The organism is Streptomyces sp. NPDC104096, assembly GCF_055584385.1.
The window spans coordinates 100514-118546 of the sequence record NZ_JBVJMD010000017.1 but is presented as its reverse complement, the minus strand read 5'-3'; the positions used below and the strand labels follow the sequence as shown (position 1 = coordinate 118546).

Annotated in this window: 17 protein-coding genes and 1 tRNA gene; 11 read left to right on the top strand and 7 right to left on the bottom strand. The window is 69.8% G+C overall.

Translation table 11 applies throughout. The annotated features are described in order from the left end of the window. Window positions 1–25 precede the first annotated feature (25 nt). The 5 genes from ACZ60B_RS19675 to ACZ60B_RS19655 all read left to right on the top strand — a co-directional run bounded on the left by ACZ60B_RS19675 (window position 26) and on the right by ACZ60B_RS19655 (window position 5737). A complete protein-coding gene (locus tag ACZ60B_RS19675; RefSeq protein ID WP_469388546.1) occupies window positions 26–1027 on the top strand; it encodes an aspartyl/asparaginyl beta-hydroxylase domain-containing protein in 1002 nt (333 codons plus the stop codon). A gap of 57 nt (window positions 1028–1084) precedes the next feature. Continuing rightward, window positions 1085–2395, top strand: a complete 1311-nt coding sequence (locus tag ACZ60B_RS19670) for an ATP-grasp domain-containing protein (RefSeq protein WP_469388545.1) — start codon at window positions 1085–1087, stop codon at window positions 2393–2395. Window positions 2396–2594: 199 nt separating this feature from the next. Further along, window positions 2595–3839 carry an MFS transporter gene (locus ACZ60B_RS19665; protein WP_469388543.1) on the top strand — a complete coding sequence of 415 codons (1245 nt, stop codon included), beginning with the start codon at window positions 2595–2597 and terminating at the stop codon, window positions 3837–3839. A gap of 59 nt (window positions 3840–3898) precedes the next feature. Beyond that, window positions 3899–5176, top strand: coding sequence for an ATP-grasp domain-containing protein (locus ACZ60B_RS19660; protein WP_469388540.1), 1278 nt, complete (start codon window positions 3899–3901; stop codon window positions 5174–5176). A 234-nt stretch (window positions 5177–5410) separates the two neighbouring features. Continuing rightward, a complete protein-coding gene (locus ACZ60B_RS19655; protein ID WP_469388539.1) occupies window positions 5411–5737 on the top strand; it encodes a hypothetical protein in 327 nt (108 codons plus the stop codon). 365 nt (window positions 5738–6102) lie between these two features. Here the strand turns inward: ACZ60B_RS19655 and ACZ60B_RS19650 are convergent. The 3 genes from ACZ60B_RS19650 to ACZ60B_RS19640 all read right to left on the bottom strand — a co-directional run bounded on the left by ACZ60B_RS19650 (window position 6103) and on the right by ACZ60B_RS19640 (window position 8140). Then, window positions 6103–6176: transfer RNA gene (locus ACZ60B_RS19650), tRNA-Pro, on the bottom strand. A gap of 42 nt (window positions 6177–6218) precedes the next feature. After that, entirely contained in the window at window positions 6219–7013 is a 795-nt protein-coding gene (locus ACZ60B_RS19645) for a Pr6Pr family membrane protein (RefSeq protein WP_469388537.1), read from the bottom strand. Between the two features lie 200 nt (window positions 7014–7213). Further along, the gene (locus ACZ60B_RS19640; protein ID WP_469388536.1) at window positions 7214–8140 is read right to left on the bottom strand and encodes a metallophosphoesterase; all 927 of its coding nucleotides are present in this window, start codon (window positions 8138–8140) and stop codon (window positions 7214–7216) included. A 212-nt stretch (window positions 8141–8352) separates the two neighbouring features. On the opposite strand from ACZ60B_RS19640, the gene ACZ60B_RS19635 reads away from it, so the two are divergent. Beyond that, window positions 8353–8817, top strand: a complete 465-nt coding sequence (locus ACZ60B_RS19635) for a GatB/YqeY domain-containing protein (protein ID WP_351602751.1) — start codon at window positions 8353–8355, stop codon at window positions 8815–8817. Between the two features lie 106 nt (window positions 8818–8923). On the opposite strand, the gene ACZ60B_RS19630 is transcribed toward ACZ60B_RS19635, so the two are convergent. Continuing rightward, a complete protein-coding gene (locus ACZ60B_RS19630) occupies window positions 8924–11176 on the bottom strand; it encodes a transglycosylase domain-containing protein (protein WP_469388535.1) in 2253 nt (750 codons plus the stop codon). A 409-nt stretch (window positions 11177–11585) separates the two neighbouring features. Here ACZ60B_RS19630 and wblA point away from each other — a divergent pair, with 409 nt between their 5' ends. Then, window positions 11586–11924, top strand: coding sequence for a transcriptional regulator WblA (gene wblA / locus ACZ60B_RS19625; protein WP_067240880.1), 339 nt, complete (start codon window positions 11586–11588; stop codon window positions 11922–11924). Between the two features lie 28 nt (window positions 11925–11952). Here the strand turns inward: wblA and bagB are convergent, their stop codons facing one another. Continuing rightward, window positions 11953–13374, bottom strand: coding sequence for an ATPase BagB (bagB, locus tag ACZ60B_RS19620; protein WP_469388533.1), 1422 nt, complete (start codon window positions 13372–13374; stop codon window positions 11953–11955). Further along, complete coding sequence (gene bagA, locus ACZ60B_RS19615) at window positions 13371–14348, bottom strand: ATPase BagA (protein ID WP_469388531.1); 978 nt, start codon at window positions 14346–14348, stop codon at window positions 13371–13373. The genes bagB and bagA overlap by 4 nt, the downstream gene beginning before the upstream one ends. 278 nt (window positions 14349–14626) lie before the next feature. On the opposite strand from bagA, the gene ACZ60B_RS19610 reads away from it, so the two are divergent. From ACZ60B_RS19610 to ACZ60B_RS19595, 4 genes are all read left to right on the top strand, one after another. Beyond that, entirely contained in the window at window positions 14627–14788 is a 162-nt protein-coding gene (locus tag ACZ60B_RS19610) for a DUF4177 domain-containing protein (RefSeq protein WP_010986011.1), read from the top strand. After that, window positions 14785–15252, top strand: a complete 468-nt coding sequence (locus tag ACZ60B_RS19605) for a RidA family protein (RefSeq protein ID WP_469388529.1) — start codon at window positions 14785–14787, stop codon at window positions 15250–15252. The genes ACZ60B_RS19610 and ACZ60B_RS19605 overlap by 4 nt, the downstream gene beginning before the upstream one ends. 151 nt (window positions 15253–15403) lie before the next feature. Then, window positions 15404–16273, top strand: a complete 870-nt coding sequence (locus ACZ60B_RS19600; protein WP_469388527.1) for an NUDIX hydrolase — start codon at window positions 15404–15406, stop codon at window positions 16271–16273. Continuing rightward, complete coding sequence (locus tag ACZ60B_RS19595) at window positions 16270–17115, top strand: MBL fold metallo-hydrolase (RefSeq protein WP_469388526.1); 846 nt, start codon at window positions 16270–16272, stop codon at window positions 17113–17115. Before ACZ60B_RS19600 ends, ACZ60B_RS19595 begins: the two co-directional genes overlap by 4 nt. Window positions 17116–17187: 72 nt before the next feature. Here the strand turns inward: ACZ60B_RS19595 and ACZ60B_RS19590 are convergent, their stop codons facing one another. Further along, window positions 17188–18009: a nucleotidyltransferase domain-containing protein gene (locus ACZ60B_RS19590; RefSeq protein ID WP_469388524.1), complete on the bottom strand. Its 822-nt coding sequence runs from the start codon at window positions 18007–18009 to the stop codon at window positions 17188–17190. Between the last annotated feature and the right edge of the window lie 24 nt (window positions 18010–18033).

The following is an 18033-nucleotide window of genomic DNA, read 5'->3' as shown; positions in this document are numbered from 1 at the left end:
TCCGTAAACGAGCAAAGGAACCGCCATGTCATCCTCTGCATCACTTCTGGGTACCGTGCCCATGCCGGCCGAGGCAGCCCGGCTCAAGCGCACCTTCGACGCCGACCGACTGCTGCGCGAACTCACCTCGGTGCGTGAGCACACCTGGGACCAGCAGCGCGTCTACACCGAGGACGGCGTCGGTGCCTCGACCGACGTCGACTGGCGCTGCCTCGCCCTGCGCAGCCCCGGCGGCGACGGCGACCGCACCGACCCGGGCGGTCCCGGTCCGCAGGACTTCGCGGACACCGTCTGGCTCGACCGCATCCCGTACGTCCGCGACGTCCTGGAGTCCATCCCGGCTCCGCTGCACGCGGTCCGGTTCATGGCGCTCGGCCCGGACACGGTCGGAATCGACCACACCGACCCCAAGTACGGGCCGCGCTGGGGCGTCGGCCGGCTGCACGTGCCGGTCGTGACCAACCCCGAAGCCGTGCTCGTCCTCGACGGTGTCGAGCACCGTTGGCAGCCGGGCGAATTCTGGTTCGGCGACTTCAGCCGCACCCACCGCGTACAGAACACCGGCAGCGACGCCCGGGTGCACCTGGTCATCGATGTCCTGGTCACCCCGGGACTGGTGGCCCTCTTCCCCGAGACCTGGCAGGAGTACTTCCGCGACGGCGAGATCCTCTTCAATCGTCAGGAGTGCCCGCAGACCGTCGAAGAACGCCGACGGCTCGGAACCACCCGCTTCTCCCTGCCTGCCACGTTCCACCTGTGGGAGGACGACACCGCGCTCTCGGCCGACCTGCCCCAGGAGACGGCGACCCTTGCAGAGGACGGCGAACGCATGGTCCTGCGCCTGGCGGGTGACCGGGTCTTCGCGCTGGTGCACCTCGGCGACCACGAGTACCGCTTCGCCGGCTGGAGCGAGGAGCGCACCCTCCAGGTCTTTCCCGACGGGCCGGACCCCCGGGTCGTCCTGCGCACCCGTGAGGGCAGCCAGGTCCACGAACTGATCCTGTCCGCCGAACGCCTCTCCGCCTGATCCACCACCGTGCGGGACGCGACGCGCTCGCGTCCCGCACCCGAACTGAGGAAAGTCATGACAGCCGTTGTCGTCATCACCGACCTGGTCGTGCTGGCCAAGCATCTACGTCTTCTGGACCTGGCCGAACAGCGCGGCGTGACACCGCTGTTCGTGTTCGGCCCCGAGACACCCGCCGAGGAACTCGCCCGGCACCGCAGTGACCCGGCACACCCGCTCTCCCGCATCCCGGACGAGGGCCTTCGCCACGTCACGGACACATCGCTCGACACGGTGCTGCGGGCGGTCACGCCATGGCTGCACGAGCACGAGGTGCGTGCGGTGCTGAACGTCGGTGAGGTGTTCGTGGAGGCCGCCGGGGCTCTTGCCCAGACCCTCGGCCTGCCCGGTCCCGGGACGCATGCGGCGCAGGTCTGCCGCAACAAGGTGCTCCAGCGGCTGGCGGCGCCCGCCCTGGCCCCGCGATGGACCCTGCTGGACACGACGCGCAGTACTGTCGCGGATGGCTGGGAGGTGTTCCCCGCCGTGCTCAAACCGGCCTCGCGGATGTCGAGTTCGGGGGTCCGGGCGATCACGGAGCCGGCCGCCGTCGGCCCGCTCCTGCCCGACTACGGTGCGGATGAGCTGCTGTTGCTCGAGGAGCGGATCGAAGGCCGTGAGTTCTCCGTCGAGACGCTGGTACGTGACGGGCGTGTGCTGTGGGCGGGCATCACGGCGAAGGACACCAATGAATCCGGCACCTCGTTCTTCACCGAGACCGGCCACACCTCGCCCGCGCCACACCTCACCCCGGACCAGGAGCGGCTGCTGCTCGGGGCCAACACGGAGTTCCTGCGGTCCGTCCGGTTCGGCACCGGCATGAGCCACGCCGAGTTCCGGCTGACCGCCGATGACCGGGTGGTCCTGATGGAGGCCGCCGCCCGCCCGCCCGGTGACGCGATCACGCGCCTGTGGCGGCTGGCCACCGGTATGGATCTTGACGCAGCCCTGCTGGACCTCGTGCTCGGTATCGAACCGGTCATCGCGGCACCGCAGCGTCGGGCCCGGCAGGCCTATCTCGACCACCCCCGAGGCCTCCTCGCGGACGTGACCGCAGACGGCGTACCCGTGCACTGGGTCAGTGAGCAGGGCCAGTGGCCGGACCTGCTGCCGATCCCGAAGGAGGCACCGCCACGGGGGCACGCGGTCCTGGTGAGTCGGCACCACGGCGACGTGCTGGGCGACCAGTCCGACTCCAAAGGCCGGTCGGTCTCCGTCGTTCTGGACGCTCCGCTCGACGACGACATCGACGCTGCCGTGCTCGGGACGATTCGGTCCGTCACGATCCACACCGTGCCTGTCGAGGCGCCGGAAGAGGCCGTCCGTTGACCGGCCGCGGCGGCATGGCCGCCGCGGCCGTGCCCTTGCAGGATCACTCCGCCGGCACACCTGCCGACATGATTCGACTCACCGGGCACATGTACGGCGTCACGCTGCGGGAACATCCCGAGTACCGAATTCCTGCGTTGGCTCACCGCGGTGCGCCATGCGGCACTTCAGCCAGCCCCGCATGATCTGGGAGAACCCCGTGACACCCTCGCCCCCCTCCCGCCCGGACACGGTGACGGAGTCGGCCGTCGTCCCGGACGGCGCCGACCGCCCGGCCGCGTCCCCCTCGTCGTCCGGCTCCCTGCGCAACTGGCTCGCGGTCATCACCGTCGGCATGGGCGTTTTCGCCTTCACCACCACCGAGATGGTCCCGATCGGACTGCTCCCCGCCATGAGCCGTGACCTGGGCGCCTCCGAGGGCACTGTCGGTCTGTCGGTAACCCTGTACGGCGCGATCGCGGGCCTGTTCGCACCCTTGCTCACGGTGGCGACGCGCAGGCTTGACCGCCGCAGACTGCTCCTTCTGGTGCTCTGCGTCTTCGTCGGGGGGAACGTCTTCACCGCGCTGTCGTCGTCGTACGCGGTCCTGATGGTCTCGCGGCTGCTGACGGGATTCGCCCACGGCGTGATGTGGTCGATTGCAGCGAGCATCGCCATCCGCCTCGTCTCCTCGGACCAAGCGGTCCGTGCCACGGCGGTCGTCTTCAGCGGTATCTCCGTCGCATCCGTCGTCGGCGTGCCGTTCGGCACCCTCATCGGTCAGTCCAACTGGCGTACCGCGTTCTGGGCGATCGCCGGGATCGGGGTCCTGATCCTCGCTGCTGTGATCTTCCTCGTGCCGTCCCTCGAACCTCGTGCCGTGGTGCGCCTGGCTGAACTGCCCAAGCTGCTGCGGGACGGCAATCTCCGTATCGCCACCCTCGTCACAGCGGCGATGGTGATCGGCCACTTCGCCGCGTACACGTACGTCGCGCCTTTCCTGGAGCAGGGCGCGGGTATCCCGTCCGGCTGGGTCAGCGCTCTGCTCCTGCTGTACGGGGTGGCCGGCGTGGTGGGCAACTTCGCGGGCGGCGCGGCGGCGGCCCGCGCGCTGCGTACCGCCACCCTTGCCTGCATCCTGTTGCTCGCCACCGCCGTCGTACTCCTCGTGGTCAACGGCCGGTGGCATCCTGGGACGATCGCCCTGCTGCTGGTCTGGGGCATCGCCTACGCCGCGCTGCCGGTCTGCCTGCAGACCCTCGTCTTCGCCAGCGTTCCCCAGGCTCCCGAGGCGGCGACGTCGCTGTACATCTGTGCCTTCAACGTCTCCATCGCGCTGGGCGCACTGGCTGGAGGGTGGGTTGTGGACGCTTCCGGTCCGTCCGCGGTGATGTTCCTCGGCGCCGGATTCAGTGTGGCCGCCGCCCTGCTGATGACCCGGTACCGCGTCTCGCGCCCCGAGTAGCACATCTTGTCCTTCCCCGCTCTAGCTGTTCATCCGACGCTCCGAACGAAAGAGTTGTCATGCCGACACTGTCCCAAAAAGAACACGTAGTAATTGTGGATGCCTACTCGGGCGGCCGATACCTGATCCCGGCCTTCCAGGCTCTTGGATATCCGGTCATCCACATTGAGTCCGGATCGATTGGCCCCTTTTCTCATGACAACGAAGTGGCGGCGACCCGCGCCGAAATTCACCTGGTCAACGATGGTGACGTCAGCGCATTGGTTGAGACTCTGCGTGCGGCGTCAGCGCGGATCGTGCTGGCGGGGAGCGAGGGTGGAGTGCTCCTTGCCGATCAACTGGCAGACAGCTTGGACCTGCCATTTCGCAATCATGTAGAACTGTCCATGGCGCGACGCGATAAGTTCGATATGCAAGAGCGTCTCCGACAGGGGGGCGTGGCGAGCATCAAGCAAGCTCGCGTCACCGATGCCGAGGGGCTTGATGCCTGGCTGACCTCACATGACGCATATCCCGTTGTGGTCAAGCCGCTGCTCAGTGCGGCGACAGAATGTGTGTTTGTGTGCCACTCGCGCGCTGAAGCCCATAAAGCCCTCGATGTAATCATCGGGAGTACCGACCTGTTTGGGAACCGGAACGATGCGGCGGTATGTCAGGAGTTTCTGGTCGGTGTCGAGTATGTGATCAACGGCATTGCCTGCCAAGGGCGTTACTCCTTCACGGATTCATGGCAATCTGACAAGGTCGACAACCACGGATTTCATGTCTACGACAAGCAGTACCTCTTCTGCGAAGAAGATCCGGGCTTTGCAGAGATAACCGAGTACGTCGGTGACGCGTGCCGCGCACTCGGGCTTGTGAACGGTCCTTTCCATGCCGAAGCGATGCTTACGGACAGGGGACCCGTGTTGATCGAGGTTGGAGCGCGTATCGCGGGTGGTGCCGATCCGTACGTTGTCGAGAGCTGCCTGGGGCGCTCGCAGGTCGGATGGCTGGTGCAGGCTTCACTGAACCCCGCCGCGTTCACCGAGGCCCGGGAAGTCCTGCCGCCTGTCCCGCGGTCCCAGAGGGCTGCTTACGCGTACCTGATCGCCAAGACGGAGGGGCGAGTTCGAGAAGCTGATCTCTCCAAATTCCTCGGCGTCGGCGGCGTAATGCACGTCAGTTATCGGTATGCGCCGGGTGACCGCCAAATGATAACGAAGGATGCGATTACTGCCGCAGGTGTGGTCCTCCTGACCGCCGAAACCCAGGAAGAGCTCAACGATCGGGTGCGTCGGGTTCGAGAGATCGAGGCTTCGATGTACGAGGAAATCATCGACAGGGAATCAGCTTGATGAAGCACGCTGCCGCAGCGTCGGCTCATCGCGGTGGAGGGATTCCGGCAGAAGTGAAACTTTCCTCGTCTTGTTTTTTTGACCTCGGCGGTTCTTCAGTGGGGTCCCGACGCTGAGCGGTCTGGCGGTTCGCCCGAATTTTCCCTCGGTGTGTGAGGGCGGGCCGCCGCGTGTCGCTGCGGGGTCAGGGGCGATGCGTTCTCGGGCCTGCAGCGGGATCCGCTTCCAGGGCGGGTGTCGCAGCTGTTTGTGCGGCTTCTTCTGGTCGCCCTTGACCACCAGGAGGTAGTGGCCGCGGGCGGTGACGACGTGTTCGGCGTGGGCGAGCTGGGCGAGCTGGGCGCGCTGGGCGTGCATCGCGTCAGCGGTGACGACGACGCCGTGCAGGTCGATCGGTCCAGCAGTGGGGCGAAGGCGGGTACTTCGTTGCTCTTGGCGGCGATCCGACGCTGGGCGATCATGGTCTGGCAGGCGTGGAGCGCGGCGGCGGCGATGATCGGCGCGTGCGCCACGGCGTCGGGGCCGAAGATGCCGAGGCCCTCGATCTCTGCGGTGTCGTGACGGGTGGCTGCGGCGAGCCGTATGAGCGCCTCGCTCACGGCCGGCGAACTGGCGGCACGAACGCTGACCTCGTCGACCCGGGTGGGGGCGGTGTCGTCGTCCACCCGGCCATCCTGCCGGCAGCCGAAACCCGATCCCCGAAGCCGGGGAGCAGCCGGTCCGGCTGCCGCGAGCGAGCTGCTGGGCCTTCAGGCTGCGGACAGCGAGGCTCCGCGAGCCAGATGATCATTTGTCGGACACGGTCTGGTGGAGTCGGGGAGCCGTTTGGGAGTCAACCCTCAGGGCCGGCTCCCAAGAGGACCCAGAAAACCACTCAGGGGCCCGACCCGCTAAGCGGATCAGGCCCCTGACCTGGTACTCCGGCGTCGGGGTGGCGGGATTTGAACCCACGACCTCTTCGTCCCGAACGAAGCGCGCTGCCAAGCTGCGCTACACCCCGATGTCGCTGCTTGTCCTGCTTGTTGCGGCGACGTCGTTTACTTTAGCCCACGGGTGGCCTCAGACGAAATCCGGTTTTGCCGAGGTGGCGCATCGGGTCGGGACGGACGTGGTCGAGGACCACGAGGACGATGCCCAGGGCGTAGAAGGACAGGCCCAGCAGGAGGGCGTTGGCGAGGGCGTGCTTGTAGCCGTGGCGGTCCACGTCGAGGAACGGGTAGAGGTAGCGGCCCGGCGCGCCGGGCAGGATCAGTTCGCCGCGGCCGAGACAGAACAGCAGGTAGGCCAGGGGGTACAGGAGCCAGGCGGCGGCCTGGCGCAGGTGCAGGCGGCCGGGTGCGGTCAGGAGCAGCCAGTCCAGCAGGGCCGCGGCCGGGGTGATCGTGACCAGGATGTGGTTGGCCACCGTCTGCCCGAGCGGGTGGACGCCCGGCGCGTTCGTCAGGGAGAACGTGGGCGTCGTGCCGGCCAGGAGCAGATGGTGGACCAGGGCCGTGACGACGACGTAGAGGAGTGTGGCGCCTGTCACAAGGGCGGGCAGGGGGCGCCGGGCCGACCAGGCCCGGCGGGCGGACAGGGTCATGGCCACGGCCAGCAGGATGTTGCTCTGGATCGCGAAGTGGCTCAGGACCCGGACCGGACTGCCGGCGAGCAGGCAGATCGTCACGCCCGCGGCCGCCGTGCCGGCGACCAGCAGGCGGAAGACGGCGGTCAGTGGGCGGGGTACGGGGTTCATCACCGCCGTGGCGGGGACGTAGCCGGACGGCAGCAGCGTGGGCGTGGCCATGCCCGGGATGGCGGGGAGGTCGGGAATGTCCCTGGGTATCGGCGCGGTCATGCCCTCAAACTAGGCAGAACCGGCAGGTCGGGCGATACGGGTGGTGCGTGTGGGTGACGGCGGGTGTCCGGCCGTGCGCAGGGGGCCGGACGGCGACCGGCACCGGCCGTCCGACGGCGGTCCGGCAGCCGTGCTACGGAGGTCCGGCAGCCGTTCCACGGGGTCCGTGGTCCCCGTGCCCCCGCCCCCCACCCCCGTGGTTACTCCTTGCCCACCAGCGTCAGCAGCGTCGCCTCCGGCGGGCACGCGAACCGTACCGGCGTGTAGCGGCTGGTGCCGCAGCCCGCCGAGACGTGCAGGAAGGACCTGCGGCCGTCCGCCGTGTGCGAGGACAGGCCCTTCACCCGGTCGGTGTCCAGGTCGCAGTTGGTGACCAGCGCGCCGTAGAAGGGGATGCACAGCTGGCCGCCGTGGGTGTGGCCGGCCAGGATCAGCGGGTAGCCGTCCGCCGTGTAAGCGTCGAGCACCCGCAGGTACGGGGCGTGCACCACGCCCATCGAGAAGTCGGCGGAGGCCGACGGGCCGCCGGCCACCCGGGCGTAGCGGTCCCGCTTGATGTGCGGGTCGTCCACGCCGGTCAGCTCGATCGAGACGCCCTCGACCTTCAGCGTGCCGCGCGTGTTGGTCAGGTTGAGCCAGCCCGCGCCGTCGAAGCCGTCGCGCAGGTCCTCCCACGGGTTGTGGACCACGCCCACGGCGGGCGCGTTGCCGTTCAGACCGTGCCGGCCGCTGGTCTTCTCCAGCAGGTAGCGGGCGGGGTTGCGCAGCGTGGGCCCGTAGTAGTCGTTGGAGCCGAAGACGTACGCGCCCGGGAAGTCCATCAGCGGACCCAGCGCGTCCAGGACCTCCGGGACGGCCTCCGGGTCGGAGAGGTTGTCACCCGTGTTGATCACGAAGTCCGGGCGCAGCCCCGCCAGCGAACGCAGCCAGCGCTGCTTCTTGCGCTGTCCGCCGACCATGTGGATGTCGGAGACCTGGAGTATGCGCAGGGGACGCATTCCGGTGGGGAGGACGGGCACCGTCACCCGGCGGAGACGGAAGGAGCGGGCCTCGAAGCCCGCAGAGTAGAGGAGTCCGCCGGCCACGACCGCCGTGATGCCCAGGGGTACTCCGTATCGTGCGCGCATACGACCATCGTGTCAGACCCCGTCGGCACGCCGTACTCGGCCGTCCCCCACGGCCGTTCCGCCCCTCGGCGGTGCGACCGCTGTCCCACGGTCGCCAGGTCCGGCCGTGCGCGGGGCCGGGCGGCCCGCTCTCGCGGGCCCTCGTGGCCGCCCGCGACCGGCCCTTTAAATCAGCGGGCGTTCAGGGCTCCACACCTGCGACAATCGGACGCATGACCACGCTCAAGTCGAAGTTGCAGGAAGACCTCAACGCCGCGATCCGGGAGCGCGACGAGCTCCGCTCCTCGACGCTCCGGCTGACGCTCACCGCGATCACCAAGGAGGAGGTCGCGGGCAAGGAGAAGCGCGAGCTCTCCGACGACGAGGTGCTGAAGGTGATCACCAAGGAGGCGAAGAAGCGCCGCGAGGCCGCCGAGGCCTTCGAGCAGGGTGGTCGCCTGGAGTCGGCCGAGCGGGAGAAGGCCGAGGGCGAGCTGCTCGGCGCCTACCTGCCCAAGCAGCTCTCCGACGACGAGCTGAACGAGATCGTCTCCCAGGCCGTGCAGGAGGCCAGGGCGGCCGGTGCCGAGGGGCCGCGGGCCATGGGCGCCGTCATGAAGATCGTGAACCCGAAGGTGGCCGGGCTGGCCGAGGGCGGCCGGGTGGCCGCCGTGGTCAAGCAGCTCCTGGCGGGCTGAGCCACCGCCCCCTGAACGGCACCGGCCCCTTTCCCCGCGCCTCGACGGCGTGGGGAAAGGGGCCGGTCCTCGTTCCAGGACGTGGATCAGGTCCCGGCGGGGCGGCTCAGCGCCGTCCCCCGTTCCCGTTGTTGCCCTGGATGAAGCCGTCAGGGAGCGAGTACGTGGGGTTCGGGAAGTTGCCGCCGTTGTTCCCGCCGTTCGTCAGGCCCGCGATGAACCCGCCGTTGGTGGGCTTGCTGCCGTTGTTGCCGTGGTCGTCGCCGTCGTCCTCGTCCTTGTCCTTCGGGGCGTCCGGGATGTCGACGAGGTTGAAGGACTGGACGGGCTTGCCCGACAGGGCGCCGGTCATGGCGTCCTTCCAGATCGGGCCCGGGACCTGACCGCCGTAGACGAGCGCGCGGTAGACGCCGCCGATAGTGATCTTCGTCATCTGGACCTTCTGGGAGGCGCTGCCGACCCAGACGGCACCCGACAGGTTCGGCGTGTAGCCGACGAACCAGGCGTTCTTGCGCTCGTCCGTGGTACCCGTCTTGCCCGCGCTCTCACGGTCGGTGAGGCCGGCCTGCTGGCCCGTACCGGAGTCGACCACGCCGCGCAGCAGCGTGTTCACCGTGTCGGCCGTCTTCTCGGTCATCGCGCGCGAGCAGGTCGACTTCGGGACCTCCAGCGACTTCCGCTGGTTGCCGATCTTCTGCGAGATCGACTCGATGGCGATCGGCGTGCAGTACATGCCCCGGGAGGCGAAGGCGGCGTACGCGCTGGCCATCGTCAGCGGCGAGAGGCCGACCGCGCCGAGGGCGATGGAAGGGGTCTCGGGAAGCTTGGTGCCGTTGCCCTGCGTGACGTGCAGCGCGTCGGTCATCTTCACCACGGGGCACAGACCGATCTCGGAGATCATCTGCACGAAGTAGGTGTTGACCGACTTCGCCATGGCCTCCTTGAGCTGGTACGGGCCGGACTCCGACTCGCTCTCGTTCTCGACCTTGTCGCCGTGCTCGTTGACCCACGGCTTGCTGCTGCACGTCTGGACCGGGCTCGGGTAGTCCATGTCGTACGGCGACGAGTACTCCTGGGTGGCGGGCTTGCCGCCCTCCAGCGCGGCCGCGGCCACGAACGGCTTGAACGTCGAGCCGGTCGGGAAGCCGAAGTTCGATCCGCCCATCTGGGCGTTGACCGAGAAGTTGTACTCGGTCTCGTTCTTGCCGTAGCCGTACGGCTTCGACTGGCCCATCCCGACGATCTTGCCGGTGCCGGGCTCCACCAGGGTGGCCGCGGCGGCGACCTTGTCCGACTTGTTGATGTGGGACTTGAGCGAGGCCTGCACGGACGCCTGGGCCTGCGGCTGGAGCGTGGTGCGGATGGTCAGGCCGCCCTGGTTCCAGAGCTTCGCCCGCGCCTCCTTGGTCTTGCCGAAGACCGGGTCGTTCAGGAAGACCTTCTCGACGTACTTGCAGAAGAAATTGGCGCCCCGGGCTGCGGTGATGCAGCCGTTCTTGGGCTGGCTGACCTTCAGCTCCAGCGGCGTCTCCTTGGCCTCGTCGGCCTCGGCCTGGGAGATGTCGCCGACGTCGGCCATGCGCTGGAGCACGACGTTGCGGCGCTTGGTGGCCTCCGCCTCGTCGTTCACCGGGTCGTAGCGGCTCGGGGACTGCACGATGCCGGCGAGCATCGCCGACTCCGCCAGGGTGAGGTCCTTGGCGTGCTTGGAGAAGTAGCGCTGGGCCGCAGCCTCGACGCCGTAGGCCTGCTCACCGAAGAACGTGATGTTCAGGTAGTTCTCGAGGATCTTCTTCTTGCCGAGTTCCTCTTCGACCTGGATCGCGAACTTCAGCTCCTGGATCTTGCGGCCGAGGGTCTGCTGGGTGGCCTGGGCGACCTTCGTCGGGTCGTCGCCCGCCTCCTCGACGAAGACGTTCTTCACGTACTGCTGGGTGAGCGTGGAGGCGCCCTGGGCGACACCGCTGCTCTGCACGTTCTTGTTCAGGGCGCGCAGGACGCCCTTCAGGTCGACGGCGCCGTGCTGGTAGAAGCGCGAGTCCTCGATCGCGACGATCGCCTTCTGCATGTACGGCGAGATGTTCTTGAGCTCGACCACCGTGCGGTCGCGCGAGTACACGGTGGCGATCTGGCCGCCGTCGGCGTCGAGGATGGTGGTGCGCTGACTCAGCGGCGGGGTCTTCAGGTTCGCCGGGAGCTCGTCGAAGCTCTCCACCGATCCCTTGGCGGCCAGGCCCAGCACACCGAAGGCGGGCAGGGCGATGCCGGCCAGGACGGCTCCCGCGAGCACACTGACACCGAGGAACTTGGCGGCCTGCTGTGTTGCCGACAGGCCACCGCCCGAGCGCTTCTTTGGCATGAGGGCAGCCTACGTTCTCATTCGCCGGACACGCGTATATGCCTTGGCCTAAGCTGCTCTCAACTGTCACAGCAGTAGGGCTACGTATCAATACGTCCGGCGACCCCGAATCGTTCCGGAGGTTCCCCGACTTTTTTGGTGGGGACGTGTCCGAATCCGCCTCCTGTGTCGCATGGCGCCCGTTGTGACTAGACAGAACTGTCCCGATTTTGCCGGGATAGTCGCGTATGTCGTCAGCTCACTCCCCCGGGTGATCTGCCGCTTACCCATAGTCCGTTCGGGCCATTCAAGATTGGGCCCGAAGGGGGTGTTGCGCTGTCCCCGCCTTCCGTAACGTCCTCAACTGGCGGCGGTGAATATGCCGCTGCCGCCGTGGGGGAGCCTCGATTCGGGAGAGGACGGCGCCGGTATGGGCTGGGTTACCGACTGGAGTGCGCAGGCCGCCTGCCGCACTACCGATCCGGATGAACTGTTCGTGCAGGGAGCAGCGCAGAACAGGGCCAAGGCGGTGTGCACCGGATGTCCGGTGCGTACCGAATGTCTGGCTGATGCGCTCGACAACCGCGTCGAATTCGGCGTGTGGGGAGGCATGACGGAGCGGGAACGCCGCGCACTGCTGCGCAGGCGGCCCACCGTGACCTCCTGGCGCAGGCTGCTGGAGACGGCTCGTACGGAGTACGAGCGCGGCGTGGGCATCGTGCCGCTCGACGACGACCAGGTGTACGAGAACTATGCGGCGGTGAGCTGAGCGGACCATCGGCTCGGCCGGCGACGACTCAGTCGTCGGCGGCCTCGGGCAGCTCCGGCCGGTTGGCCGCGAGCCGGTTCCCGATGTCCCGTAGTCCTGTGAGGTCGTGCACGTCACCCGGCAGCGCGCCCACTTCGGCCACGGCCACCTCGGGGTGGAGCGCGGTGAAGCGGTCACGTGTGCGTTGTTCGCGGGAGAGTAGTTGCATACGTTCGGCGTGCAGGCGCAGCAGGCCTGCGGTGAGCTGCTCGACGCTGTGCTGGGCTCCGGTGGGCTGATCGGCTTCGCTGGGCCGCTCCGGGGCCGGGGGGCCGGGCCGCGATGCGGGGGGCTCTGAACTGCCGTACGTGTCGGGAGAGTTACGAAGACCAACCTTCCCGCCGTCCTGATCCACAATGCGGGACTCTTCAAGATTTTCCGCAGTGGGCACGACGGCCGGGTCGGTGGCGGGGTCGGAACTCTCCTCGGCGGCTTCGGCGGCGAGGTCGAGATTCTCGGCGGCGGCGAGTGCCCGTTCGGCCGACAACCGGGCGGCTCCGCTGCCGTGGACCCGGTTGAGCACCAGACCGGCCAGCGGCATCTTCTCCGCGGCCAGCCGTTCCACGAAGTAGGCGGCCTCGCGCAGCGCGTCCCGCTCCGGGGCCGCGACCACCAGGAAGGCCGTTCCGGGCGCCTGGAGCAGCTTGTACGTCGCGTCGGCGCGGGTACGGAACCCGCCGAAGGTCGTGTCCATCGCGGCCACGAACGTCTGTACGTCCCTCAGCAGCTGACCGCCCAGCAGCTTGCCGAGCGTGCCGGTCATCATCGACATCCCGACGTTCAGGAACTTCATGCCCGCGCGCCCGCCCAGCTTCGCCGGCGCCGTCAGCAGCCGGATCAGCCGTCCGTCCAGGAACGACCCGAGCCGCTTCGGCGCGTCGAGGAAGTCCAGCGCCGAGCGGGACGGCGGTGTGTCGACGACGATCAGGTCCCACTCGTCCCGGGCCCGTAGCTGCCCGAGCTTCTCCATCGCCATGTACTCCTGCGTGCCCGCGAAGCCCGCCGAGAGCGACTGGTAGAAGGGGTTGGCGAGGATCGTGGCCGCCCGCTCCCGGTCGGCGTGCGCCTCGACGATCTCGTCGAAGGTGCGCTTCATGTCGAGCATCATGGCGTGCAGCTCACCACCGCCCTCGACCCCCTTGACCCGCCGCGGGGTGTTGTCGAGCGAGTCGATGCCCATCGACTGGGCGAGCCGGCGGGCCGGGTCGATGGTGAGGACGACGACCTTGCGGCCCCGCTCGGCCGCGCGCAGGCCGAGCGCCGCGGCGGTGGTGGTCTTCCCGACCCCGCCCGAGCCGCAGCAGACGACGATGCGGGTCCCGGGGTCGTCGAGCAGCGGATCGAGGTCGAGCACGCGCGCGGGGGCGAGACGGCGCGCGCCGTCCTGCGCGGGCGTCGGGTCCGGACTCATGACATCCCCTGCTTCCGCAGCTCGGTGGCCAGCTCGTACAGTCCCGCCAGGTCCATGCCCTCGGCGAGCAGCGGCAGTTCGTGCAGCGGCAGGCCCAGCTCGCCCAGGACGGCGCGCTGCTCGTGTTCCAGCGTGTGCCGCTCGGCGTACTCCTCGGCCTGCGCCAGCAGCGGGTCCACCAGCCGCTCGGCGTGCCCGCCGCGCCGCGCCCCGCCGAGTCCGGCGGACGACAGCGAGCGCGCCACGGCGGCGCGCGGCACGGTCCGTACGAGTTCGAGGTCGGCCGCGTCCAGCACCTCGGGCCGCACCATGTTCACGATGACCCGCCCCACCGGCAGCCGGGCGGCGCGCAGTTCCGCGATGCCGTCGGCGGTCTCCTGGACGGGCATCTCCTCCAGCAGCGTCACCAGGTGCACGGCCGTCTCCGCCGACTTCAGCACCCGCATCACGGCCTGGGCCTGATTGTGTATCGGCCCGATCTTCGCCAGGCCCGCCACCTCGTCGTTGACGTTGAGGAAGCGCGTGATGCGGCCCGTGGGGGGCGCGTCCATGACGACGTAGTCGTACCGGAACCGGCCGGACTTGTCCTTTCTGCGCACCGCCTCGCAGGCCTTGCCGGTCAGGAGCACGTCCCGCAGCCCGGGCGCGATGGTGGTGGCGAAGTCGATCGCGCCGAGCTTCTTCAGGGCCCGGCCGGCGCTGCCCAGCTTGTAGAACATCTGGAGGTAGTCCAACAGGGCCAGTTCGGGGTCGATGGCGAGGGCGAACACCTCCCCGCCCCCGGGAGCGACGGCGATCTTCCGCTCCTCGTAGGGCAGCGCCTCCGTCTCGAAGCGCTGCGCGATGCCCTGCCGACCCTCGACCTCGACGAGAAGCGTCCGCTTCCCCTCGGTCGCGAGGGCCAGCGCGAGTGCGGCGGCGACCGTCGTCTTTCCGGTCCCGCCCTTGCCGCTGACGACCTGGAGCCTGCTCACGTCTTCGAGCGTAACCAGTCCGCGCCCGAGCCAACCGGCAGGTTGTGGACAACAGGGGTGCGACTCGGCCACATGGCCTGTGGGCGACGGAGCCGGAACACCGACGTCAGGCTGCGGTTTCCCGGGCGGAGGGAGGGTGCCGGGGCGGTGCTCGACGGTCCGGAAACCGCCGCCGTGACCGCCGGGAGGGGTGCTGCACTGCTGTTCGTACCGCCGCTCGTGCCGACCGTCGTGGTCGGCCGCCTGTCCCACCGGTCACAGCGGATAAAGTCGGCCACATGACCAAGTGGGAATACGCAACCGTGCCACTGCTCGTCCATGCCACGAAGCAGATCCTGGACACCTGGGGCGAGGACGGCTGGGAGCTCGTCCAGGTCGTACCCGGGCCGAACAACCCCGAGCAGCTCGTGGCCTACCTGAAGCGGGAGCGGCAGGCATGAGCGCCGTCGAGGAGAGGCTCGCCGAACTGGGCCTGACCCTGCCGGCCGTCGTGCCTCCGCTCGCCGCGTACCAGCCGGCCGTGCAGTCCGGCGTGTACGTGTACACCTCCGGCCAGCTCCCGATGGTGGACGGCAAGCTTCCGGTCACCGGCAAGGTGGGCGCGGAGGTCACCGCCGAGGAGGCCAGGGAACTGGCCCGCACCTGCGCGCTGAACGCGCTGGCCGCCGTGAAGTCCGTCGCGGGCGACCTGGACCGCGTCGCGCGCGTGGTGAAGGTCGTCGGCTTCGTGGCCTCGGCGTCCGACTTCACCGGCCAGCCCGGTGTCGTCAACGGCGCCAGCGAGCTGCTGGGCGAGGTGCTCGGCGACAAGGGCGTGCACGCGCGCAGCGCGGTCGGCGTGGCGGTGCTGCCGCTGGACGCCCCGGTCGAGGTCGAGATCCAGGTGGAGCTCACGCACGCGTGAACCCGTCCCCCGGGCTGCGCCGCCCGGGGTTCCCCAGGGGCCCCGCCAAGGGCTCCCTGGGGTTCTTCCACGGGCTCTTCCAGGGGTTCTTCCGCCCGGCTCGGTGATCGTGGCCCTCGAACATCCGCGCGCTACGGGATAGCCTCCGCCCATGGCGAATGGGCAGTGGTTTCCCGCGGACTGGCCCGAGCGCATCCGTGCGCTCACGGAGGGCACACTCACCCCCGTGGCCCCCAGGCGCGCGGCCACCGTCATGCTCCTGAAGGACGGCGACGGCGGCCCCGCGGTGCACATGCTGCGCAGACGTGCCTCCATGGCCTTCGCCGGAGGCGCGTACGCGTACCCGGGCGGCGGTGTCGACGCCCGCGACGACGACCACCTCGTCCGCTGGGCGGGCCCCACGCGCGCGTGGTGGGCCGACCGGCTCGGCGTCGACGAGAAGGCCGCCCAGGCGATCGTCTGCGCGGCCGTGCGGGAGACGTACGAGGAGGCCGGCGTCCTGCTCGCCGGACCGACCGCCGACACGGTCGTCGGCGACACCACGGGCGCGGACTGGGAGACCGACCGCGCCGCCCTGGTCGCCCGCGACCTGTCCTTCGCGGACTTCCTCGACCGTCGCGGCCTGGTCCTGCGGTCCGACCTGCTCGGCGCCTGGACGCGCTGGATCACCCCCGAGTTCGAGGCGCGCCGCTACGACACCTGGTTCTTCGTGGCCGCCCTCCCCGAGGGCCAGCGCACCCGCAACGCCTCCACGGAGGCCGACCGCACGGTGTGGATCCGGCCGGCGGAGGCGGCGGCCTCGTACGACAAGGGCGAGCTGCTGATGATGCCGCCCACCGTGGCGACCCTGCGCCAGCTGGTCCCGTACGACACCGCGGCCGAGGCGCTGGCCGCCGCGCCCGGCCGAGACCTCACCCCCGTGCTGGCCCGTGCGCGCCTGGAGGGCGAGGACGTCGTGCTCTCCTGGCCCGGCCACGACGAGTTCACCAAGCACATCCCGACCGGTGGAGCCCCCGAATGACGGACGCAGCAGCCCTTCCCGGCCAGCCGCGCGGCGGTGTCCTCTCCGGCCCCGCCACCCGACGGGCCGTCAACGTCCTCGCGCCCAACGCCTCCGCGATGACCCTGGACGGCACGAACACCTGGATCCTCGCCGAGCCGGACTCCGGGCTGGCCGTCGTGGTCGACCCGGGCCCGCTGGACGAGGGCCACCTCGGCGCCGTCGTCGACATGGCCGGGCAGGCCGGCAAGCGGGTCGCGCTGACCCTGCTGACGCACGGCCACCCCGACCACGCGGAGGGCGCCGCCCGTTTCGCCGAGCTGACGGGCACGAAGGTACGGGCCCTGGACCCGGCCCTGCGGCTGGGCGACGAGGGGCTGGCCGCCGGGCAGGTGATCGAGGTCGGCGGCCTGGAGCTGCGGGTGGTACCGGCCCCCGGCCACACCTCGGACTCCCTGTGCTTCCACCTCCCGGCCGACGGCGCCGTCCTGACCGGTGACACGGTCCTGGGCCGCGGTACGACGATGGTGGCGCACCCCGACGGCCGCCTGGGCGACTACCTGGACTCCCTGCGGCGGCTGAGGTCGCTCACGGTCGACGACGGCGTCCACACGGTGCTGCCGGGCCACGGGCCGGTCCTGGAGGACGCCCAGGGCGCCGTCGAGTTCTATCTCGCCCACCGCGCCCACCGGCTCGCCCAGATCGAGACGGCCGTCGAGAACGGCCACCGGAGCCCGGCCGACGTCGTCGCCCACGTGTACGCGGACGTCGACCGTTCCCTGTGGCCGGCGGCGGAGCTCTCGGTACGGGCGCAGCTGGAGTACCTGGAGGAGCACGGGCTCATCCCGGGCCGACGCCTCTGACCGGAGTTCCCGGGCCCGGTCCCGAGCGCGCTCGCCGGGTCCGCCCGCCGTGCCCTCGTCGTCCCCGGTGGCTCAGTCGGGCCTGGCCGCCTTGACGCCGTGCACGCGCGCGTACTCCTCGGCGAGCCACGGGCCGAGGTCGTCGACGTACGACCGCAGGACCTCCGGATCGCCGGTCGGCTCGTGCCCGAGCACGGCCGCGGCCCGCAGCTGTCCGGCCCGCTCCGGGTAGAAGCCGCCGAACGCCCCGGCCATCTCGCGCAGGTCGCTGGTCCAGCCGTTCCAGCGGGGCATGACGAGGGTGAAGCCGGTGCGCACCAGGTGTCGCGACATGAAGCGGACGAGGGGCCGCCGCGCCTGCTCGGTGTCCGCCGCCTCGGCGATCCGCCGGCGCCAGCGCGGCAGGAGCAGGGCCAGGTCCCCGTTGGTCTCACGGGCCAGCAGGGTGCCGGGGCGGTATCGCGGCAGAGCGGCGGCGAGGTCCTCGCCCAGCAGCGGTGTGCACAGACACGCGACGAACCAGCCGAGGTCGTGGCGCTCCAGGTCGCTCAGTACCCGCTCGCGGCCGAACAGCAGCGTGCCGCACCCGTCGAGCTGCGGGAACCTCGTGTCGAGCTCCGCGTCGAGGACCCGCGCGTCCGCCCGGTCCGCCTCGGTCGGCTCCGTGTGCAGGACGAGGAGCAGATCCAGGTCGCTGCGCCCCGGGCGCGCGGTGCCCCGCGGGATCGATCCGTACAGGTACGCGCCGTGCAGGCGCGTACCGAACACCTCCGGCAGCCGCTGCCGTGCCGCGGCCACGACGGGGTCGTAGCCGGGCGGCACGCGCGCGAGGGAGCCTTCGCGGACGATGTGTCCCTCGGCGTCGAGGCCGGGGCGGCGAACGGTTTCGGTCACGTGCTCACTGTGCCCCGGCGGCCC

What these genes read in the sequence shown, in the direction of transcription:
- ACZ60B_RS19675 (WP_469388546.1), top strand. Translation starts at nt 26, where the DNA reads ATGTCATCCTCTGCATCACTTCTGGGTACCGTGCCCATGCCGGCCGAG.
- ACZ60B_RS19670 (WP_469388545.1), top strand. Translation starts at nt 1,085, where the DNA reads ATGACAGCCGTTGTCGTCATCACCGACCTGGTCGTGCTGGCCAAGCAT.
- ACZ60B_RS19635 (WP_351602751.1), top strand. Translation starts at nt 8,353, where the DNA reads ATGACCACGCTCAAGTCGAAGTTGCAGGAAGACCTCAACGCCGCGATC.
- ACZ60B_RS19640 (WP_469388536.1), bottom strand. Translation starts at nt 8,140, where the DNA reads ATGCGCGCACGATACGGAGTACCCCTGGGCATCACGGCGGTCGTGGCC.
- ACZ60B_RS19610 (WP_010986011.1), top strand. Translation starts at nt 14,627, where the DNA reads ATGACCAAGTGGGAATACGCAACCGTGCCACTGCTCGTCCATGCCACG.
- bagB (WP_469388533.1), bottom strand. Translation starts at nt 13,374, where the DNA reads ATGAGTCCGGACCCGACGCCCGCGCAGGACGGCGCGCGCCGTCTCGCC.
- wblA (WP_067240880.1), top strand. Translation starts at nt 11,586, where the DNA reads ATGGGCTGGGTTACCGACTGGAGTGCGCAGGCCGCCTGCCGCACTACC.
- ACZ60B_RS19660 (WP_469388540.1), top strand. Translation starts at nt 3,899, where the DNA reads ATGCCGACACTGTCCCAAAAAGAACACGTAGTAATTGTGGATGCCTAC.
- ACZ60B_RS19645 (WP_469388537.1), bottom strand. Translation starts at nt 7,013, where the DNA reads ATGACCGCGCCGATACCCAGGGACATTCCCGACCTCCCCGCCATCCCG.
- ACZ60B_RS19600 (WP_469388527.1), top strand. Translation starts at nt 15,404, where the DNA reads ATGGCGAATGGGCAGTGGTTTCCCGCGGACTGGCCCGAGCGCATCCGT.
- ACZ60B_RS19605 (WP_469388529.1), top strand. Translation starts at nt 14,785, where the DNA reads ATGAGCGCCGTCGAGGAGAGGCTCGCCGAACTGGGCCTGACCCTGCCG.
- ACZ60B_RS19595 (WP_469388526.1), top strand. Translation starts at nt 16,270, where the DNA reads ATGACGGACGCAGCAGCCCTTCCCGGCCAGCCGCGCGGCGGTGTCCTC.
- ACZ60B_RS19630 (WP_469388535.1), bottom strand. Translation starts at nt 11,176, where the DNA reads ATGCCAAAGAAGCGCTCGGGCGGTGGCCTGTCGGCAACACAGCAGGCC.